The 3,308-nt window shown below is 69.6% G+C and carries 5 protein-coding genes; all 5 read left to right on the top strand.

Annotation, left to right across the window (positions count from 1 at the left end):
* The first annotated feature begins 128 nt into the window (after positions 1 to 128).
* Positions 129 to 572, top strand: coding sequence for a PaaI family thioesterase (locus tag AC27KI_RS21335; RefSeq protein ID WP_487090672.1), 444 nt, complete (start codon positions 129 to 131; stop codon positions 570 to 572).
* Positions 573 to 678: 106 nt separating this feature from the next.
* The gene (locus AC27KI_RS21330) at positions 679 to 1,695 is read left to right on the top strand and encodes an NADP-dependent oxidoreductase (protein WP_317357627.1); all 1,017 of its coding nucleotides are present in this window, start codon (positions 679 to 681) and stop codon (positions 1,693 to 1,695) included.
* 2 nt (positions 1,696 to 1,697) lie between these two features.
* Positions 1,698 to 2,150, top strand: coding sequence for a GNAT family N-acetyltransferase (locus tag AC27KI_RS21325; RefSeq protein WP_487115706.1), 453 nt, complete (start codon positions 1,698 to 1,700; stop codon positions 2,148 to 2,150).
* Between the two features lie 49 nt (positions 2,151 to 2,199).
* Positions 2,200 to 3,141 carry a glutathione S-transferase family protein gene (locus tag AC27KI_RS21320; RefSeq protein ID WP_284427143.1) on the top strand — a complete coding sequence of 314 codons (942 nt, stop codon included), beginning with the start codon at positions 2,200 to 2,202 and terminating at the stop codon, positions 3,139 to 3,141.
* Positions 3,138 to 3,308 (top strand): SDR family NAD(P)-dependent oxidoreductase (locus AC27KI_RS21315; protein ID WP_487115708.1); only part of this gene is annotated, 171 nt, incomplete at its 3' end. The genes AC27KI_RS21320 and AC27KI_RS21315, both read left to right, overlap by 4 nt.

Raw genomic sequence — 3,308 nt, 5'->3', positions numbered from 1 at the left:
GGGGGCGTGTTTCGCCTTGGGGCGGCCCGGCGGCGAAACCTCCGCTACCCCTCGGCGGCGCTGGTGAGGCGGGCGGTGTGTTTTCGTGGCTATGCTTTTCGTCTTTCCAATGATTCCTGGAGTGCCCTGTGCTGAGTTTTGGTGTCGAAATTCCTTTTGTCGATGAGCTGGGGTTCACGCTGCACCACATGAAGGGTGGCTCGTCCGAGCTGCACTATGAAGCGCGGCCGGAGCACATGAACTCGTTCGACGTCACGCATGGCGGTGCCTCCATGACGCTGCTGGACGTGGCCATGGCCACGGCGGCGCGCAGCGACACGCCCGACTTCGGCGTCGTCACCATCGAGATGAAGACCAGCTTCATGCAGCCCGCGCGCGGTCCGCTGGTGGCGCGGGGGCGGCTCATCCACCGCACCGTGTCCATGGCCTTCACCGAAGGCACGGTCACCGATGCGGAAGGCCGCGTGTGCTGCCATGCCACCGGCACCTTCAAGTACGTGCGGCGCAAGCCCGCTACGCCCGGCGCACCCGACGGCGCGGGCGCCACGGAAGGCGCACTGCCCACCGATTGACCCACCCGCCGCCAACCCGCCAGGGTTCGGAGCCCTATCGCCTGCCAGCGCAATGAAAACGCCGGCATGCTGCTATCAAAACAATAGTCAACCCAAGGAGTCCAACATGCCCAGCAACGAACAGATCCTGCTCGACAACCGCCCGCAGGGCGAAGCCGCCACCAGCAACTTCAAGCGGGTGACCACCGACACGCCGGCCCTGAAGGACGGCGAGGTGCTGGTGCGCCACCACTACCTCAGCCTGGACCCGTACATGCGCGGCCGCATGAACGACAGCAAGAGCTACGCGGCCAGCCAGCCGCTGGGCGAGGTGATGATCGGCGGCACGGTGGGCGAGGTGGCCGAAAGCCGCCACCCGAAGTTCGCCGTGGGCGATAAGGTCGTCGGCATGGGCGGCTGGCAGCAGTACAGCGTGGTCGATGGCAACGCCCCCGGCATGCTGCGCAAGGTCGATACCACCCACGTGCCGCTGTCGCACTACCTGGGTGCCGTGGGCATGCCGGGCGTGACCGCCTGGTACGGCCTGGTGAAGATCATCGCGCCCAAGGCCGGTGAAACGGTGGTGGTGAGCGCGGCCACCGGCGCGGTGGGCAGTGCCTTCGCCGCGCTGGCCAAGGCCCGCGGCTGCCGCGTGGTCGGCATTGCCGGCGGCCCGGAAAAGTGCAAGTACGCGACCGAGGAACTGGGCTTCGACGCCTGCATCGACCACCGCGAGCACGGCGACCTCAAGGCCATGTCCAAAGCCCTGAAGGAAGCTTGCCCGGACGGCATTGACGGCCACTTCGAGAACGTGGGCGGCTACATCCTCGACGCCGTGCTGCTGCGCGCCAACGCCTTCGCCCGCGTGGCCGTGTGCGGCATGATCGCCGGCTACGACGGCCAGCCGCTGCCGCTGCAGAACCCCGCGCTGATCCTGGTGAACCGCATGAAGATCGAAGGCTTCATCGTGAGCGAGCACATGGAGATCTGGCCCGAGGCGCTCAAGGAACTCGGCACGCTGGTCGGCTCCGGCCAACTGCGCCCGCGCGAGACCATCGCCGAGGGCCTGGCCGCGGCGCCCGAGGCCTTCCTGGGCCTGCTCAAGGGCAAGAACTTCGGCAAGCAGCTCGTCAAGCTCGTCTGACGATGGCGCTGCACTGGACCTGGGCCCGCTTCGACGACATGGGCGTGCACGCGCTGCACGATGCGCTGGCGCTGCGCTGCCGCGTGTTCATCCTGGAGCAGGGCCCCTACCAAGACCCCGACGAGGCCGACAAGACCGCCTGGCACCTGCTGGGCCGCGGCGGCGCGGGCGACCTGCAGGCCTACCTGCGGCTGACCGACCCCGGCGTGCACTACGTGGAGCCCTCCATCGGCCGCGTGGTGGTCGCGCCCGAGGCGCGGGGCACCGGCATGGGCTGGGCCCTGGTGCGCGAGGGCCTGGCGCGCGCGCAGGCCACCTGGCCGGACCGCGCGGTGCGCATCAGCGCGCAGGCGCATCTGCAGCGCTTCTACGGCGAGATGGGCTTCGTGGCCGTCTCGGCGGAGTACCTCGAAGACAACATCCCCCACATCGAAATGCTGTGGAGCCCCGCCTGACGGCCCGGCGGCCCGCACGCAGCAGCCACCACTGGCCAGGAGATCGTTCATGTCCGCGCTGATCCTTCACCACTACCCCTCGTCGCCGTTCTCCGAAAAGATCCGCGCGGTGCTGGGCTTCAAGCAACTGGCCTGGAAGTCGGTCATCGTGCCCAGCGTCGCGCCCAAGCCCGACGTGCTCGCGCTCACGGGCGGCTACCGCCGCACGCCCTTCCTGCAGGTGGGGGCCGACATCTACTGCGACACCGCGCTGATCTGCGACGTGCTGGAGCACGCCCAGCCCGAGCCGGTGCTGTACCCGCCGCACCTCAAGGGCGTCTCGCGCGTGTTCGCGCAATGGGCCGACACCACGCTGTTCTGGGCCGCCATGGCCTACAACCTGCAGCCGCGCGGCGCGGCTGTGCTGTTCGCCAACCTGCCGCCCGCGGCCGCCCAGGCCTTCGGCGAGGACCGCAAAGCCATGAGCGCCGGCATGAACCGCCTGCGCCCGCACGATGCCACGGCGGCCTACCGCTCGTACCTGCGCCGCATCGCGCACATGGCCGAGGAGCACGAGTTCCTGTTCGGCGCCGAGCCGTGCGTGGCCGACTTCGCCGCCTACCACCCGCTGTGGTTCACGCGCACCTGCGTGCCGGTGATGGCCGAGATCTTCGCCGCCACGCCCGCGGTCACCGAGTGGATGGACCGCATCGCCGCCCTGGGCCACGGCCGCATGGAAAAATTCAACGCGCAGGACGCGATCGCCGTGGCTGCGGCGGCCGAGCCCCTGCCGCTGCCGCCGGAGCCGTTCCAGGACGAGCATGGCATTCCCTTGGGCAGCGCCGTCACCATCGCCGCCGAGACCTTCGGCACCGAGCCGACCGAGGGCACGCTCGTGGCCGCCACGCGCACGCGCTACACGCTGGCCCGCACCGACGCGCGGGCGGGCGCGCTGCACGTGCATTTCCCCCGCATCGGCTACGTACTCAAGAAAACGGAGACATCGGCATGATCGAATCGTTCCAGGGCAAGACGGCGGTACTGACCGGCGCGGGATCGGGCTTCGGCCTCGAATGCGCGCGCATCGGCGCGCAGCGGGGCATGAACCTCGTGCTGGTGGACGTGCAGCAGGACGCGCTCGACGCCGCCGCGGCCGAGCTGCAGGCCGCGGGCGCCGCC

The organism is Acidovorax sp. KPB24-03 (genome assembly GCF_057546605.1).
This window is presented reverse-complemented; position numbering and strand designations above follow the sequence as displayed.